General features: G+C 54.5%; 12 protein-coding genes. 4 read left to right on the top strand and 8 right to left on the bottom strand.

The features are described 5' to 3' along the window. Window positions 1-105 precede the first annotated feature (105 nt). From GGR27_RS06835 to GGR27_RS06870, 8 genes are all read right to left on the bottom strand, one after another. The gene (locus GGR27_RS06835; RefSeq protein ID WP_168036671.1) at window positions 106-3,402 is read right to left on the bottom strand and encodes an efflux RND transporter permease subunit; all 3,297 of its coding nucleotides are present in this window, start codon (window positions 3,400-3,402) and stop codon (window positions 106-108) included. Window positions 3,403-3,500: 98 nt separating this feature from the next. Continuing rightward, window positions 3,501-4,625 carry an efflux RND transporter periplasmic adaptor subunit gene (locus GGR27_RS06840; RefSeq protein ID WP_168036672.1) on the bottom strand — a complete coding sequence of 375 codons (1,125 nt, stop codon included), beginning with the start codon at window positions 4,623-4,625 and terminating at the stop codon, window positions 3,501-3,503. A 67-nt stretch (window positions 4,626-4,692) separates the two neighbouring features. Beyond that, the gene (locus GGR27_RS06845) at window positions 4,693-7,089 is read right to left on the bottom strand and encodes a TolC family protein (RefSeq protein WP_168036673.1); all 2,397 of its coding nucleotides are present in this window, start codon (window positions 7,087-7,089) and stop codon (window positions 4,693-4,695) included. A 436-nt stretch (window positions 7,090-7,525) separates the two neighbouring features. Next, complete coding sequence (locus GGR27_RS06850; protein WP_168036674.1) at window positions 7,526-8,083, bottom strand: outer membrane beta-barrel protein; 558 nt, start codon at window positions 8,081-8,083, stop codon at window positions 7,526-7,528. Beyond that, entirely contained in the window at window positions 8,073-9,296 is a 1,224-nt protein-coding gene (locus tag GGR27_RS06855) for a hypothetical protein (protein ID WP_168036675.1), read from the bottom strand. Before GGR27_RS06855 ends, GGR27_RS06850 begins: the two co-directional genes overlap by 11 nt. A 57-nt stretch (window positions 9,297-9,353) precedes the next feature. Continuing rightward, window positions 9,354-9,662 (bottom strand): hypothetical protein, encoded by a 309-nt coding sequence (locus GGR27_RS06860; protein ID WP_168036676.1) that lies wholly within the window; start codon window positions 9,660-9,662, stop codon window positions 9,354-9,356. 188 nt (window positions 9,663-9,850) lie between these two features. After that, window positions 9,851-10,624: a glucose 1-dehydrogenase gene (locus tag GGR27_RS06865; RefSeq protein WP_168036677.1), complete on the bottom strand. Its 774-nt coding sequence runs from the start codon at window positions 10,622-10,624 to the stop codon at window positions 9,851-9,853. Window positions 10,625-11,002: 378 nt separating this feature from the next. Then, window positions 11,003-12,313 carry an ATP-dependent DNA helicase gene (locus GGR27_RS06870; protein WP_168036678.1) on the bottom strand — a complete coding sequence of 437 codons (1,311 nt, stop codon included), beginning with the start codon at window positions 12,311-12,313 and terminating at the stop codon, window positions 11,003-11,005. A gap of 140 nt (window positions 12,314-12,453) precedes the next feature. Here GGR27_RS06870 and GGR27_RS06875 point away from each other — a divergent pair, with 140 nt between their 5' ends. From GGR27_RS06875 to GGR27_RS06890, 4 genes are all read left to right on the top strand, one after another. After that, entirely contained in the window at window positions 12,454-12,990 is a 537-nt protein-coding gene (locus GGR27_RS06875; RefSeq protein ID WP_168036679.1) for a DUF3575 domain-containing protein, read from the top strand. 676 nt (window positions 12,991-13,666) lie between these two features. Further along, window positions 13,667-14,227 carry a transposase gene (locus GGR27_RS20545; RefSeq protein ID WP_168036680.1) on the top strand — a complete coding sequence of 187 codons (561 nt, stop codon included), beginning with the start codon at window positions 13,667-13,669 and terminating at the stop codon, window positions 14,225-14,227. Window positions 14,228-14,331: 104 nt separating this feature from the next. Then, entirely contained in the window at window positions 14,332-14,952 is a 621-nt protein-coding gene (locus tag GGR27_RS06885) for a hypothetical protein (protein ID WP_168036681.1), read from the top strand. Window positions 14,953-15,030: 78 nt separating this feature from the next. Continuing rightward, complete coding sequence (locus GGR27_RS06890) at window positions 15,031-15,462, top strand: FKBP-type peptidyl-prolyl cis-trans isomerase (protein WP_168036682.1); 432 nt, start codon at window positions 15,031-15,033, stop codon at window positions 15,460-15,462. The last annotated feature ends 8 nt before the right edge of the window (window positions 15,463-15,470 follow it).

Consider the following 15,470-nt stretch of genomic DNA (forward strand, 5'->3'; position numbering starts at 1 on the left):
GCTGACAATGCGCCGATTGCAAGAAAAAATTGAAAAAACGCAAAATACTGCCAGAACTGAAATTCTTATGTTGTGCATAAGCTTATTATTTTCTATTGTATATATTTAATGCGCTTCGGTACTGATTTCAGGGGCGGCGGTGTCGCCTCCCTCCCTAATTCGAAACAACAACTTATAAACAACCGGCACGAATAACAAGGTAATCACCGTGGCAAACAACAGGCCGATCATAATGGAAATAGCCATCGGCTCCCACATCAAGCCACCGCCCAAGTAGAGTGGAATCAACCCCAGGGCCGTGGTGAAAGTAGTCAGTAAAATAGGCCGGAAGCGTTGCTGGCACGCATCGATAATGGCGTGAAATTCGTGCTTCCCCGCTTTCTCCTCGATCTCGATCCGGTCGAGCAACACGATGGCGTTGTTGATCAGGATACCCGCCAGCGAAATGACGCCCAGAAAGGCCATGAAACCGAAATAAGACTGAAACAGCAGTAAGCCGATAATCACCCCGATAATCCCCAGCGGAATCGTCGCCAGCACAATCCCCATTTTCCGGAAGCTGTTGAACTGGACCATCAGTAATAGGATGATGATGAAGCCCGCAAGCGGTAGTTTATTTGCTACGGCCATCATGGCTTCCGCGCTCCGCTCGCTCTCGCCGCCAAGTTCGAACTTGTAGCCGATCGGCCAGTCTTTTTGCATCTCTTTGAGTTTCGGCACGAGTTGCGAGGTGAGGTCCGTCGCCGTCGCCCCTTCGAGCGCGTCGGCCGAGATCGTCAGGGTCCGGTACAGGTCGCGGCGAATAATCTTGGCGTACTGCCACGCAACGTCCACCTCGGCTACTTGCGTGAGGGGGACGTTATTGCCGGTCGCCTGCGCAAACACGTTGAGGCCCTTCAGATCCTGCACTTCGTACGCTTCGGCACCGATGCCCCGCATCATGATCGGTAAGGACTCTTCGCCCTCCCGGAAGGAACCCGCGTTGAACCCGGATAGGCTCGTCCGTAGGGAGACCGCAATGTCCTGATTCGTTACCCCGGCCCGGTTGGCCTTATCCTGGTCGATGTCGATGACGACCTTTTTGCTCTTTGGGCCCCAGTCGTCGGAAATATTGGTCGCTACCGATATACCGGTCATCTCCCGCTTGATGTCGTCGGCAATGCCGTAAAGCACGGCCACGTCGTCGCCGCTGACGCGCACGGCCACGTCGGCACCGCCGCCGCCGCCACTGCCCAGTGGGCCCACGCTGATGTCCGCATCCGGGAAGTTCTCAAAGGTGTAATCTTCCAGCTTACGGATCATCGCCCGGTTGGCTTCGTAGCTACTGGTGTTCATCAGTAAGTGGGCGTAGCCGCTGTTGGCTTCGCCCGGTTGGTACCCCAGGTCGTAGGACTGCGGGCCTTCGCTGATGAAACTGGTAAAGTCGGTGATTCCCGTCGCTTTTTCATCGTCCCCGGTCACGAGTAACGATTCGTTGATGTAGGTTTCGATCTGCGCCACGATGTCCGCCGTCCGGCCGATGTCGGTGCCCAGCGGCAAGTCGATGTCCATCGTAATCAGGTTCCGGTCACTATCCGGAAAAAAGGTAAACGGGATCAGGGGGAACAAGAAAAGGGAACCGATGAACATTCCGATAATGAGCGCCAGCGTCAACCACGGCCGCTTCAGTGCCGTATAAATCAGGTTGCCGTAATGCTTGTTCAGGCGGGCGAAAATGTCGGGTTTTTCTTTCGTCTGCTCCTCTTGCCCACCTACGCTTGCACCCGCGTCCGCGCCCAAAAACGTTTCTTCCGACCCCACTGCGGAGGAGGGGGACGCAACGGTATCCACGAAGACAGCATCACCGGACGTCTCGGATACTATTAACGCCTCCGACGCCCGAGCCGTCTCCTCGTCTCCGTCGGGCATGGATGAGGGCTGCTTGACCCGAATCAAAGCCACCCCCAGCATCGCTACCACCGTCATCGCCATGATCCAGCTACTCAACAGCGCGAAGGTGATCACCACGAAAAGCGGCCCCATCATCTCGCCCATGGTATTCTCCGCGAGGAAAAAGGCAAGGAAAGCCGCCGAGGTCGTCAGCGAAGAAATGAGTAGCGGAATGGCCAGCTCGGAGGTCGCCGCGTAGGCCGCGTCCCGGGGTTTCATGCCCTCCTCCATCCGCACCATCATCGCTTCGGAGATCACGATGGCGTTGTCCACCAGCATCCCGAGGGCCATGATGAGCGCGGCCAGCGTGACCTGGTTGAGGCCGACGTCAAAGACGTTCATCAGCAGCAAAGTCATGATGATCGCCAGGGGGATGAGGCTGGCCACGACGAGGCCCGTCCGCCAACCCAGGAACAAAAACATGACGACCAGCACGATGCCCACCGACTGCAAAACGTTGCTCAAAAAGCCGCTCACGCTCGCGCTCACGTAGGTGTCCTGGCTCGCGATCCGCTCCACTTTCATGCCCACCGGAAGCGTCTGATTAAAAATCGCAATCCGCTCGTCGACCTGCTCGCCGAGCTGAATCAGGTTAGCACCCTCCTTGACCGCGACACCGACGACGAGGCCCACCTGGCCGTCGACTCGCACGATCCGCTCCGCCGGGGTAGGGTAGCCGCGCGTAATCTTGGCAATCTCTCCCAGTTTAGCCGTTTCGGTCTGGTTGAGCTGAATAATGATGTTCTCCAGGTCGGCGAGGCTTTCGAAGTTACCCGTCGGTTCCAGCACCACGCGTTGGTCGCCGAGGCCCACGTCGCCGCCCGGGAAAACGATGTTGGTCGCCGAGATCGTTCGCTGCAGTTCATTCGCCGAAAGGCCGTAGCGGGCCAGGCGGGCGTTGTCGAATTCTACGTAAATCTGCTCGGTCCGCAGGCCGTTGATTTTTACTTCGGCGGCGTCCTCCAGCTTGACCAGGTCGTCGCGAATGTCCTCCGCTTTTTCCTTCAGGTCTTTCAGTTGATAACCCCCGCCGGTAAGGCCGACCTGGATGCCGTACACCACGCCCAGGCCGTCGTCCTTCACGTTGATCGTACCCACGCCGTCGGGCATGGTCACAGCCAGTTCTTCCATTTTACGCCGCAGTTTATCCCAGACCGGCTGCATGTTTTCCTTAATTACGCTGGGTTCCAATTCTACGTTGACGACGCTCAACCCCGTTCGGCTTTCACTCGTAATTTGCTTGACGGCGGCCAGCTCCTGGGCGACCCGTTCGATGCGTTCCGTCACCAGTTCTTCCACCCGTTCGGCACTCGCGCCGGGGAAGGACGTCACCACGCTGGCCACCCGGATCGTGAAGGGCGGCATGGCGTTGCGCGACAGGTTACTGTACCCCACCAGGCCCATGATGGCGATCATCAGTACGACCAGAATCGTGACCCGGTTGTTCTCGAGGGCCGCTTTTGAAATATTCATCGCTAAAATTAATTAAATACCGTTTCGCCGCATTTTTCGGCGCCCCGATAGCTATCGGGGCAGGTGCAAGGAAATTGGGGAGTGCAGGCTTGGGGGGGCTATTCCATTAGCCGGACTTCCATGCCGTCGAGTAAGGACTTGATCCCGGCCGTAGCTACTTTATCACCGGCCGCCAGGCCCGCCGACACCGCAAAACCAGCGGTGTGTAAATCACCGATGGTGACGGCTTGTTTGTTGGCTACGTAGGTGCCGCCCGCGCCCGCCGTGAGCAGGTAAACGAAACGACCTTCGGGGCCTTCCGCTACTGACTCGATGGGGGTGAGCAACAACGGCCCGGCGTCATTGCCCTCCCCAAACGTGAACCGGACGTTGGCCGCCATCCCGGGCCGGATGCTGGACGTGGCCTCGCCGATCCGGACCGTTACCGGATAACTGGGTGCGTCACCGGCGGCGTAAGCCACTTCACTCACTACGCCGGCGTACTCCCGGCCGGGAAGCGATGGGAAAGCGATGGTCACTCGCATGTCCCGTTCGATCGCCCCGATGCGATTTTCCGGTAAGTTGACTTCTACTTCCGGATCTTCCTCCGTGCTCAGCGTCACGATGGCTTTGCCCGAGCCCGCGAACTCGTTGCGTTCTACCTCTACCCGCGTAATCACGCCGGCAAAGGGAGCCGTCAGCCGGGTATAACTCACCTGGTTGCGGGATGCCTGGACCGAAGCACCACTCGCCGCTAGCTGACTTTTAGCCGCCTGCACTTGCGCCTGCGAGCTTTTGAACTGGCTGCGTGCCTGCTCGAATTCGCTGAGCGAGACGCTGTTGTTCTCGTATAATTTCAGAGTGCGGTCGTAGGCGGCCCGGGCGGCGATCAGTTGGGTTTCTCCGCTTTCCACCTGCGCTTCGGCCGCCTGGTAGTTGGCGCTGGCCTGGCTACTTTGGACTTGTAAATCCACCGGGTCGAGCGTAGCGATCAGCTGTCCGCGCCGGGTGCGATCGCCCAATTTTACTTTCATCTCCCGAATGGTGCCGCCCACCCGAAACGATAGCGGTGTTTCCCCCGCGGCCGTCACCACGCCGGTGTAGGACTGGCTGGTACTGCCGTCGTCGGTAACCACTTCGCCGTAGCGAATGGCGCGGAGCGGGAGTTCCGGGGCGGCTTCTTCCCCACCGCCACAGGCGGTCAGCAAGGCAAGAAAAATCGGTATGACGGATAAATATCTCATGGGTGTATTTAAGGTTGAGGACCTCCAGGTCCGAATGCATCAGGTTACGCTAAAGGCTTTTCCGGCCCTATTTAAATTCCATAAACCGCCGCAAGAAATCCGCCTGGTTAGCGTCACTCTCCAAAAATTGGTACGACCCGGTGCTGCGTTGCAAATTGATGAAATCGGCAACGAATTGATACCCGGCGTTGGTAGCGTTGATGTTGGACTGCAGCGTCACGTTCTGCGCGTCGACCAGACTGGTGATGTTGGTCACGCCCGCGAGGTACAGGTCTTCCACGATGGCGAAGTTTTTCGTGGCCGTCTCCGCCGCCGAGCGTGCCAACTGTACGTTGCGGTAACTGGCCACTACGCTTTCCACGTCGGAATACAGCCGCTGTAGGAGTTGATTTTGCACGTCCTGGCGTTGCGTATTTGCCTGCAGGGTGGCCACGCGCGACCGCTCTACCTGCAACTTCCGCCGGCCACCCTGGAAGATGGGTAACGAGGCGTTGAGGGCGACGTTGTAGGTGCTGCGGGGCCGGTCCTCGCTGGCGAAATCAAAGCCCAATTCCGGAGGTAAGGGCACGGTTCCGTAGTTCGCGATGCGGTAATTGTACTGCCCGCCGATGCCGATGGTCGGCAGGTAAAGCGACCGGCGGGAAGCCAGCAGTTGCCGTTCCTGGGCGTTGATGGCCGCCTCCAGCTGGTCGAGCGTCGGTAGGTCGCGGACTGCTTCCGCGGCCAGGAAGTTGGCGAGCCGGTCGAGATCGCGCGGGCTGTTCAGTAAGGGGATTATGGTCTGGCCAATGGTGCCCAGCAGACTATCCTGGCCGGTAAATTCCGGCAGCGTGAATTCTTCGTTGATCGGCCGGTTCAGCAATTGGTTAAGGTTGTAACGGGATTGGGCCAACTGCGCCTGGGCGTTATTGACGTCGATCCGGTTTAGCGCCAGTTCACTCTCCCAGCGGTACACGTCGGAGGCGCCCACCGCCCCGGCTTCCCGCTTGGTACTCGCCGCGTCGAGGTTGGCGCGGGTGACGGCCAAGTTATCGTTCTGTAGGTCCGCGAATACTTTTGCCTGCACCGTGTTCAGGTAGGCGGTCGCTACGTCGAGCACCACGTCGAGCTGGGCCACTTCCAGCGCGGCCTCCTGGCCTTCCAGGAGTAGTCGGTTAATGGCCACGTTGGCAAATGCCGGCTCCGAAAGAATTACTTGATTGACGGTCCCCTTCGCCGTCCAGTTCAAACTTCCCTGCTGGCCGAAGGAGCTGGCGATGGTCTGCGCGTCGAGGTGGGTGAGGGTGGTGGCGATTTCGGCCTGGGGCAACAGATCGCTTTTGGCAATACCCAGGTCGCTCCGGGCAATGTCCACGTCGTAGGCAGAAAACTGGTACCCGAGGTTGTTGGCCAGCCCTTCCAGGACGGCGCCCCGCAGCGTCAGCTCCCGGGCATCGGGTAGATCGTTTGGATTGAGGAGTATGGCCGTTTGCATCGTCTCCCACGATGGGTAGACCCCCGCCGCGCGCGCCGTAGCCATGTTGATGACTAAGCCGGAAGTGGCGGCGGAAAGTTCGGTGCTTAACTCCGCGGCGGGGATGCCGTCGAGAATGCGCAGGACGTCCAGTGCCACCCGCCGGGGTAGTTTACTAATGTTCTCGGAGGAAGAGTGGGCGGCCAGGGCACCGAGTTCGAGCAGGGGCTTATCCAGTAGGCCGAAGGTTGCCGCACCGCGCGCGGTTAGGCTGTCCAGCAAGATTTTCTGCTGGGGGTAGGGTAGGGTAGTCTCTAGAGGCGTCAGGTACACGGCTTTGGTTTCCCGTGGAATTTGCCGGAGTATTTCGGTTACGGTCCCGGTAGCCGTCACGTAATCAACCGGGGTGCTCAACGCCTCTTGAATGACCGGGGCCAGGGCGGGCCGTAAAGTAGCGGTGGTCAAGACGGTTAGCCGGCCGAAATCGGTCATGGCTTTGAGGGCCCGCAGGTCACGCCCGATGTCGAATGGCGATTGTACGAAAGTGAAGTTGGGGATGCCCGTCCCGCTCGTTTCTCCCACTTGCCCTGCACCTGCGACCTCGCCCTTGTTCAACACGACGGCGGCGATGGTCGATTTAGGGTACTCCGTAAGGTTCATCAGCGCGGAGCTGGTACCCAACCCACTACCGACGACGAAATCCGAAACCGCGTAAGCCTGATCGGTGGCGGTGCGGATGTCCGCCGTGCGGCCACCGGTGTAGACGATGTCCAGCGTCAGGTCGTAGCGGCTGCCCAGTAAAGCCGCTAATTCATCGGCGATGAGCGCATCGAGGCTCGGTGTTGTAGCGGTTTCCAGATCGGACAATAAGGTAATCCGTAGCGGGGACTGGGCGAACAGGCCCGTATTTAAACCTGCTATAAGCACCAGTAGCAAAACCAATTGCGTAGGGGAACGAAGTCGTAAAGCACCCGTCGGAAGCATTTCTCGGTAAAGCTGGAATGAAGGCATATTCTTGTGTTTCGCGGTGGACCGTTGCTGCAACGCACTCGGAAACAAAAGGTTCTTTTTATTAAGAACTAAACACATTTTAAACGGAGCTTATTCTCGTAATTAAATGTGGCTCACCGGGAGTGAAAATTATTTCGACGTTGTCCGAGTAGATTCATCACCGACGTGATCTGGACCAGATCAGTTAAGTTATCGAAATTTCGCGTTACTTCACTACGTGCGGATTATCTCAACGGGAATAATTGCCTTGGCGAGCCAATTAGGCAACTGGCATACCGCGGTTTAGAGAATAATAGGACTTTACCTTCCAGCCTTGTTTTAGCCACTTCTGCGCTAGTTGTCACTGACAAAATACTCACTTAGCTATGACTATCCCGAAGGAGTAGCGCAGCTAAAGTACCAACGTGCCCCAAGTTTATGCTCAGCTACCGCCGCGTCAAAAGTCTCCAAAATCGTAAGCAAACCCCAACGTGAAATCAAGGTGTGGAAAGTCGTTTAGGTAACTGTACTCGGCACCCAATCGCAGCGCCGCTTGCTCAGTCAGCATCAGAACCCCGCCGGCACGGACCCCAAAGCCGACGTAAGTATTTCCCTGGCGCTCCAGCGTAGAGAGCGAAGGCCCGACAATAGCTTTGATCTGGTGGATCGCCCCGGAAAGCCCTACGTAAGGAATAAAGCGCCGGGTTTCGGAGAACACGTAATCTACCCGCGGCCCGATTCGAAACGAGCGTACTTCCAATCCCTCGATCCGGGGTTTGTACTCTACGTAACGGGTATCGAGGCCCACCGACACGCGGTCAACGGAATAGCTAAGCCCCAGGCCGATGCCATAGTTGGCATCCGTCAGGTCACGGAAGCTAAAATCTGGCGAAAATTGATCGTCGAGCGGTACGGACCGAACGATGAACAGCTCCCCCCAGGCCTGCCCCGCCAGGGGAGGGCTTACGGTTGCCGCCAGGAGCAAAAAGACAAAGGGTAGTTGTTTAAAATGCATTGTATCCAATTGACCATTCGATGTAATCCGCGGCAAACGTCCGCGCTTTAAGCCCCGCCCCGACCACCAGACCATTCCAGACCCGGTACTGTACCCCAAACCGCTGGTAGTGTACACTCGTGTACTCATACCTGCGGGCTACGTGCACGCCCCAACCCACCACGAACCCCCAACGGTTATACACCGCTTCGTGGCCCGCAAAAATGCCCAGGCTGTACAAGTTGTTGGGGTTATCTCGGTCAGCTACCGGGACGATATCACGCGGCCCCTCCCCGGTATTATTTGAGGAATCATAAAATACGTCCGCCTGCACGAGCCAGCGGTTACGGTAGCCGCTCCACCATTTGTAAGCCAGGCCAGTGGTGGAATTGAAGTAGCGTTTGCCCCCGGAAGTGACCTGCTTGCCACCGATGGCCTGGTAAACGAATAAACCATGGCGAGATGTCCACTCGGGAATGTCGTCACGCTTAAAGGTCGTCGGCCGCTCCCGCACCAAATGGTGCTTAATTTGCAAATTGGGGCCAATCATGTTCATCCCCTGGTTCGGTAAACTACTCGCCCCGTTACTAAAGTGGATAAACTGAAACCCGCCCCTGATGTCTATTGATTCGGATAATTTGTGGCTAGCCCAAAAGCCCAGATCAATAAATACGTTGTTGTAGGAGCCAATTACGTTGTTGAGCGGGTTAAAATCCGGATTATTGGGCTGGAAATTAAAGCTCAACCCGCCACCAATGTGGTAACCCCACGTCCAGCGCCGCTCCGGTGAAAAGGTTTTTCCCGGAATATCGATGTAGCCGAATAGTGCATTCGGCACGCCGAAAACCTCATCGTTGTAGAGTTTAACGCCATAGTACCCCACGCCCCATTCCGGATAGCGCCAAAGTTGCTGATACACCCGCCGGCCGGTGGTTTGGCTACCCATTCTGAAGTCGATGGATAGGAAACGGGGCCGCTCGACTAAGGCTTTCGGTCCCTCCATCAACAGGTTTACGCCCGAAGCGGCGTTTCCGGAAAGCACCGGATAGAAATTATGCTTATTCGCGGATAAGGTGTCCGGCAGCTTTTCGTCGAAATATTCGTAGAGCGCGCGGGCGGCGGGTCTCGCTACTTCGTCCTGTCCGTTGAGGCTTAGGGAAAGTAATAAGAAGAATGCCAACAACGTACGGCTCGCGAGGGAATATATTATGTGCGCGGTAGCTATTACTTTCATATGGGTCCATTTAAATGAGCGCGGATTTGAGGAATAGAAGTAATTAATTTTACGGTATTAATTTATCACCTCCTGGAGATTTGCCACTGCTCCGGCTGATTTACTTTGCACCAGCGGCCGCGCCCCGTAGTAAACATTATTTGGCGCTGACGCAGGTGCGGGGGAGGTGGCCGGGAGCCAAAACGGAAAGGCTAATACGCCAGCACCGAGTACCGTGTGCTCCTCGTTCGCGATGGAATCGCGCGGAAGTGGTAATGGCGTCGTACCCCACAACACGAAGTACTGAATCGCACCATTAATTAGCGTATTGATCGTACTACCCTTCAAGGCATCTTGAAATAACTGCGTATCGGTCTTGATTTCCATGAAAGCGGATTGGTAGTTGAATAAAATGGCCAACCGTGCCGCAAACCAGTTGGGAGCACTAATTCCCCGGCAAGCGCTTGATCTAATGCTTCGCTGAACGGGCTACACTAGTATTTGTGAGGGATGATCGGCGCGGACAAAAAATAAGCCGGCAGTAAACAGACCGTCTACCGCCGGCCACAAATCATCTACTCCAACACCTGCTCACCACCACCATTCACAAAAATGGTCTGGCCACTGACCCACTCCGATACCGGGGAGGCGAAGTAGAGCATCGCCCCGGCAATGTCGTCGGACGTGCCCAACCGTTTAATCGGCGTATGCGCCAGCATGGTCTTTTCGATCTCCGGCGTCAGGACTGATTCCAGCGCGGCGGTACGGGTAGCGCCCGGCCCGACACAGTTGATTCGTACCTCCGGCCCAAAGTCGTGCGCAAGGTTAGCGGCCATGTGGTTGAGGGCGGCTTTAGAGCTCGCGTAGCCACTCATGTTGGGGCTCTTGTTGATGCTCGACATGGACGTGGTGATCACAATCGAACCGTAGCCGCCGTCCTTCATGTGCGGTACACAGAGTTGGCACAAGCGCCAGGTGCTGAACACGTTAAGCTGAAAGTCGCGCTCAAAGTCTTTACGGTCAATCTTAAACGGGTTCTCCCGGCCACCGCCACCACCACCGGCGTTAGCGATCAGAATGTCGATTCCGCCCAGGTCTTTTACGGTGCGGTCTACAAGATTTACGAGTTGGTCGTCTTCCAGTATGTTACAGGAAACGGCAAGTGCTTTTACACCGAGTTCACGAATCTCGGCGGCGGTTTTTTCGGCATCCGCTAGTTTGAAGTCTCCGATGGAAATGTTGGCGCCCGCCTTGGCCAGCATGACGGCCGTAGCCTTGCCAATGCCGTTGGCGCCGCCGGTTACGATGGCAGTCTTACCGCTGAGGTCGAATAATTTTGAGAAGTCCATTATTAAGAATTTTTAGGATTAAGAAAATATGTTTGAAGCATCGCCGAGAATAAACGAGATAAATAATTATACTGCTTTATTGGTGTAATAATCACTGTATCAATGGCCTGAAATTATTAGCTGCTCTCAGCGACACAGCGTCCACAATCAATCGGCGAGATCCCAAATATACATATTTAACCTAAAGTTCAGAAACTAAAGAACTAAAAATCTGTGCTGTGTAGGCATGACGCTATCATTTTCAAACTAGAGAGGCTTGAATAATTATGAATACCGATCTACGGGCGTCGGCTACCGCCTTGGTTCCGTGCCCGGCAGAATCAACAAGCCGCCCAAATAATAGATTGACCAAAGACCAAAGACCCCAAACCCCTTCCTTCACCGCCGCATCATCTCATAATACTCCACCACCGCCGGGTCGATCATCACGTCCCGCGGCGTCAACGGCCGGCGCAGCACGATGCCCTCCAAAGTCCGGCAGCGAGATAAGGCTACGTACGTCTGCCCGTGCTCGAATGCGCCACCGCTTCCCAAGTCGATAATGATTCGGTCGAACGTCTTGCCCTGCGACTTGTGAATCGTCACCGCCCAGGCCAACCGAACGGGGATCTGCTTGAATTTCCCCATCGACTCCGTACCGATTTTCGTCAGGTCCGCGTCGTCGGCTTTGTAGCGGATAATGTCCCACTCCTCGTAACCGACTTCGATGTCCGCCGTCTTTCCGTCTTCTTTGATGGTGATGATGACCGATTCCGGCTTGCATTCCTTCACCGTGCCGATCGTTCCGTTGACGTACTTGCGGTCGGTGTCGTTGCGCACGGTCATGACTTGTGCACCAACCTTTAGCTTTAGCGCACCCGGGACGGGGAACAGGTTTTCCTTAAACGAACCGGTGACTTTCGCCACGTACAGCATCTCCGGGTTTTGGTTTTCGGCCAGCGCCGTGACGTTGATTTTATTGACGGTTGCATTACGAGCGGCGAGCGTGAGGTAATTATCTCCTTCCTCCACGGTAAAATCCTCGACGTGGCGCTCGTTCAGGCTTTCCAGTTCTTCGTAGTCCATCGTTGCGTTGCGGATCGCCTCCAGCAGCCGTAAAAAGTGGGTCGAGTCCTGTCGGTAAACCTGCTGTAGTTCGATCATTTCCAGGTCGATGTAGTCCAGACAGGGCGCGGCGAAAAAGTAGGCGCTCGAATATTTTAAGCTGAACCAGTTCCGCTCTTCCTGCGTGCTCACGACGGGTGGCAATTGGTACAAATCCCCAAAAAAGATCACCTGCACGCCGCCGAAGGGCTTGCCGCTGTCCCGGTTAATCTTCAGCGCGTAGTCGATCGCCATCATCATGTCCGCACGGACCATGCTGATTTCGTCGATGACCAAGGTTTCGAGGTTCAGAAATAGGCGCTTGTAGCGGCGGTTGGGCCGTACGTCCTTCTTTTGTAGTAAGCGGGGTGGAAAGCCAAACAGGCTGTGGATCGTCTGCCCGCCCACGTTCAGCGCCGCCACGCCGGTGGGTGCCACGACGACGACGTTTTTCTGCGTGCTGCGCCGGAAAATTTGCAGCAGGGTAGATTTGCCCGTCCCGGCCCGCCCGGTAATGAATAGGTTCGCGCCGGCTTCCATCCGTTCGAGGGCGTAATTAAAATCGTCGGAGAGAATGAGCGGTTCGAGGGCGGTGGGGTTTTCCATGGTTCGCGAAGATACGGTGGGCGGGGCGTGGTAAGACGGTCTTAAGCCGCTTTCCTAAAGGTCTCGTAAAGCTTTGTCGGGCACTGGCACGGAGACTTTATTTAGGCGTTCCTTTGCCCCGCGCCAAATAGTAACACATCATGGTCCGTTTTCTTCTGCTCGCCTTTTTTTGCTGTTTGTCCACCGCTTCCTTTGCGCAGCTGCGGGTCGACGCTAAGATTAACGTCGGCTCTCTAGTTACCGGTGGCATCAACGTGTCTGGTGACGCCATGGTCGATCCGAATCTTTCCGTAGCGGTCGGCCTGGCCTACGCGACCACAAAATTTAGTCTGAACGATGAAGAGTTCCGCCGCCGGGGTGCTCGCCTGATTCCCGAAGTGCGCTACTACGTTAGCCCTAGCCTGGGCGCGGACCGGTTCTTCGTCGGCGCTTACGGTAAGGTCGTACTCGTCAGGGCGGAAGAAATCGGTGCCGACCTGTTGTTAAGCGGCACCCGTGGCGTGCTTGGTGTTCTGATGGGCTACAAGTGGGTCTCCGAGCGGGGCATCGTTATCGAAACCAATGCCGGCCTCGGGCGGGGCACTTTCTTTGGTGCGCGCGATCTGTCTTCGCGCGCCTTCGGCTTTGCGAGTTCGTTTGATTTGCGTTTGGGTATTTTGGCGGGCTACCGGTTCTAATGTTTTTATTGCGCGGTCGCGGGTGCAAAGTTGATGGTATTTTGCCCAAGTAGCGTACGGGAGCTTCAATTTAGGCTACTTTTTTGATAATGCTTTCGCAGCTATTGGGGCAATGTTAGGAACGGGCTGCGCTGCTGATTTATTTAAGTTTACTCGGGACTGCCTGCCGTGTGAAAATGTTTGATCGCTTACGTCTGTACCGGCACAGAGAGATAATCCACTCATAAATAGTTGGCTTAGGTATTATGATATTGCACAATAAGTCTTTCTCTTTAATAGAGAAGCGATCTCAGAAAGGCTAACAACCCATAGGGTGTAATTCAGATTGTCGCTTATGAAATATTGAGTGAATAGAAGACTTTTAGCGGACATCAAGTGTTTGTTGGGCCTCAAGTTAAATAGCGTATTTGAAGATACGACAATATGAATTATACCTAACCCCATACTACTGGATATTTTCTCCCGGACGCTTGGAGGACCTCAACAATTTCGCCTTCGGCTTCACGGCGGAGGACGTCCCAAGGTCCTCAAATAAGATTTTGGAACCTTGGAGCGTCTCGAAACCAAAGCGTAGTGAAGAGTTTCGAGTCCTCCAAGCGTTCGATTTGAAATGTCTAATAGTGTGACCTAACCCATACATTATGCGTATAATAATGATCCGTTCAAATGGACAGGATTGTTCCACGTCGAGGTTACCGAAACGGACGAAGTTTACCAAATCGCTGGAGAAAAAGGAATTGCCCACCTAGATCCTCAAGACCCACCTCGGCGGAGGGCTAATAAAAAAAAGGGGCTCGGTAACTTCGCCAACGACCGACCGGGAATAATGGGAACGATCGGACGTGAGACGGGCCTAGTACGTTTGCACGTCCGACAGCGCACGACAAAAGTAGAAGTCCAGAGCAAGTTAGCCGAGCAACGAATCATGAGAGGAAGTTGCCATACTGATGAGCATCTAGCTTACTGGAAGCTCGCTGATTTAGGCGTTCATCACGCAACCGTCTGTCACCATATTAAAGAATGGGCTAAAGACGATGATGGAGATGGAATTAATGAGGTATATACTAATACGGCGGAAGGATTTTGGACTGGACTACGCAATTTTCTGAGACCTTTCAGAGGCGTTAGCAAACACTATCTTTGGCATTACGTCGGCATGCATCAGTGGTTTCATGATACTAAAATTGTCACGAGTGAATTTATCCAAGCAACGGCTTTCACCCCTCAAAATACATGAGCCAAAGAAATAAATTTAAATGCATATCCTGGGGGGGTGTATTGTATTATTCTAAAATTCGCCGATGGATCAGAGAGTCAAACTTCTAAATTTGTAATTGTACGATGATGAGAAAACATATTATTATCTTATTTCTGCTAGCAACGCTGGGTCAATTAGATGCTCAATCAAAATACGAATTGAGTGGAAATGTCGAATACGGAATTTCAAGAATCGAAGGTAGACACATTTCCAACAAGTTCACTTGGGGTAACACAGCTTTGGTAGGTTTGTACTACCAAACCAGTGAGAAGACAAACTCTTTTGTATTAGGATTTGGCTACAGGTATTTTTCCACTGTTAATTCTTTCAACGATCTCTCCATTGGTCGATCTTCCGTTCGACTTGAATTAGGGTTTAAACGTACAATACTTGCGAAAAAATTATTCGGTACCGTTTCTGTTTATGGTGACAGATTAGTTGCAACTTCCGCAAATTCGGATGACGCAAGAATCAGTAGCGATTTAGAAGCCTTCTCTAAAAACTATGAAGCGGGGTCAGTCGTAAGACTTTACTGGAATATTGCAAGCTTTGTAAAGGTCGCTGAAAAAAGGTCTGTTTTGCTTAGTATTGGTTACGAGTTTGGTTTTTCTAACTTGTATGACCGGTATTTTAACTATTTGTCAGCAACGGCATTACCTATTCGAAGTAGGTCAATCAGGGCTGGCATCTCAGTGGGTCTGTAGTTTGTTGACAATGAATCGAGAGCTTCACTCCTACTCAATCTCCAAGTTCTTCCCGGTCCCCGCTACCTTACCCCCCAAATGAAAAAGAAAGAAACCGCCCGCATAAAATCCCGCCGCCCCGCAGTGCTCGCCCACGCCGAATCCGTTCGCACCGATTACCAATCCGGCGATCTCAACCCCAAACGAACTACCGGTGGTTTAGGCTACGTGATCCACGAGCGGGGCGATGGCCGCCAACTTCTGCGCGGCGAACGGGTGCAAGTCCTTTACGTAGGCTTACTCTCCGCGACCGGAGAAGTATTCGACGATAATTTTGCCTCCGGTAAGCCCTTTCGCTTCCACCTCGGTAATGGCGAGGTAATTGACGGCTGGGATGTTGGTATTGCGCTCATGCGGCGGGGTGACCGCGCTACGCTGTTTATCCCACCCGCTTTAGGCTACGGAAAAGATGGTTATCCGCCAGAGATTCCGGGTGATAGCGAGTTAGTCTTTTACGTTGAGTTGGTTTAACCAATCAA

The organism is Neolewinella antarctica (assembly GCF_011927835.1).
Taxonomy (GTDB): domain Bacteria; phylum Bacteroidota; class Bacteroidia; order Chitinophagales; family Saprospiraceae; genus Neolewinella; species Neolewinella antarctica.